The following is a 1555-nucleotide window of genomic DNA, read 5'->3' as shown; positions in this document are numbered from 1 at the left end:
CGGGGGCGGGGCGGGCGCGGGAGGTGGTGGTGCCGTGGGCCCGGGATGCCGGGGCGGTGGCTGGGGTGGCGGGGGTGACCGCCGCCGTGTTCCAGGTGGGGCAGGGGGTGCTTGCTCCGGTGCGGGGCGCACAGCAGGCCGCGCGGTGGGAGCGGGAGCGGGACGGACAGGGGCGGGAGCTGCCGCGCAGGGCCGTGGTCGAGGTGGTGGGTGAGGGCGGGCATCTCGCCCGGGCCGTGGTCGAGGAGTTCGAGGGCCCGGCCGGCGCGGCGCAGGCCGCGCAGCACGGCGGTGGGCACGACGAGCTGGTGCTGCTGTCCGCGCCCACGCCGGCCCATCTCGCCGCCACCGCCGCCCGGCTGGCCGGCTGGCTGGCCGAACCCCGGGCCGGGGTCGTGCTCGCCGATGTGGCGCGGGCGCTGCGGGTGGGGCGGGCCGCCCTGCCGTGCCGGATCGCCCACCTGGGCAGCGACGTGGAGCAACTGATCGCACGGCTGCGGACGTTCGCCGACACCGGGGCCGCGGCCGGCGGCCTGCGCTGGGCCGACCTGCGGGCCGGCGGCGCCGACCCGCTGGGGCTCGGCGCCGCCGCGGAGACCGGGGACTATCTGGCCGCGCTGTGGCGGGGCCACCGCCTGGAACAGCTCACCCGGCTGTGGCTGTCCGGCGTCGACGTCGACTGGGCCGCCCTGGAGGAGGGCGGCACGGCAGGTTGGGGGGCCGGGCCGCCGCCGTCCGCGTTTGTGCGCCGTCCGCTGTGGCTTTTCCCGGCGTAAGGAGCGGGCGGGATGAACACGACGGCGTCGGCGGCGGTGAAACTCTGGTTCTGCCCCAACGAGGAGCTCGCCCCGGGCATCGCCGCCACCCTGGCCGCGCACTGGCTGGACGAGCACGAGCGGGAGATCGCGGGCCGGTTCCTCTTCGAACGCGACCGGCGGCAGTATCTGGTCGCCCACGCGCTGGTCCGGCGGGTGCTGGCGCTGGAGAGCGGGGTGCCGGAGGCCGAGGCGGTGATCTGGCGCACCGCGCGCGGGCGGCCGTTTTTGCACAAACCGCCCGAGGGACTGCCGCGCGGCGGGCGGGAGCTGGACTTCAACCTGTCCCACGCGCTCGGCCATAACCTGCTCGGCGTGGTGCGCCGGCACCGCATCGGCGTGGACGTGGAGCGCCTGGACCGCGGCGAGACGGGCTTCGACACCATCGTGGAGACCTTCACCGCACAGGAGCGCACCTGGGTGGCCCGGGCCGCACCGGGCCGGCCCCGCGACCGGCGGGTGCTGCGGCTGTGGACGCTGAAGGAGGCCTACTCCAAGGCGCGCGGCCTGGGCCTGGGCCTGCCCTTCGACAGCTTCGCCTTCACCCTGGCCGAGGACCGCGGAGTGCTCGCCTTCCGGCCGCCGCAGGGCGAGCACGAACAGGGGTGGCGCTTTGTGGAGCTGGAGCCGGTGCCCGACGTGCTGGCCGCCGTGGCCGTCCTGGCGGAGCCCGGGGCGGCGCCCGTGCTGCAGCTGCATCACGGCTTTCCCTGGGGGCGGGCCGCGCCCCGGCGGCTGGC

At 77.2% G+C, this 1555-nt stretch carries 1 protein-coding gene and 1 pseudogene; both read left to right on the top strand.

What is annotated here, in order from left to right; translation table 11 throughout:
- Positions 1 to 776, top strand: a pseudogene (locus AB0I98_RS49840) (hypothetical protein); the annotation flags it as partial.
- Between the two features lie 12 nt (positions 777 to 788).
- A partial coding sequence (locus tag AB0I98_RS49835) for a 4'-phosphopantetheinyl transferase superfamily protein (RefSeq protein WP_362953170.1) occupies positions 789 to 1555 on the top strand: 767 nt, incomplete at its 3' end.

The organism is Streptomyces sp. NPDC050211 (assembly GCF_040656035.1).
Lineage (GTDB): Bacteria > Actinomycetota > Actinomycetes > Streptomycetales > Streptomycetaceae > Streptomyces.
Note: the sequence above shows the minus strand (reverse complement) of the source record. Positions and strands in the feature narration are given on the sequence as shown.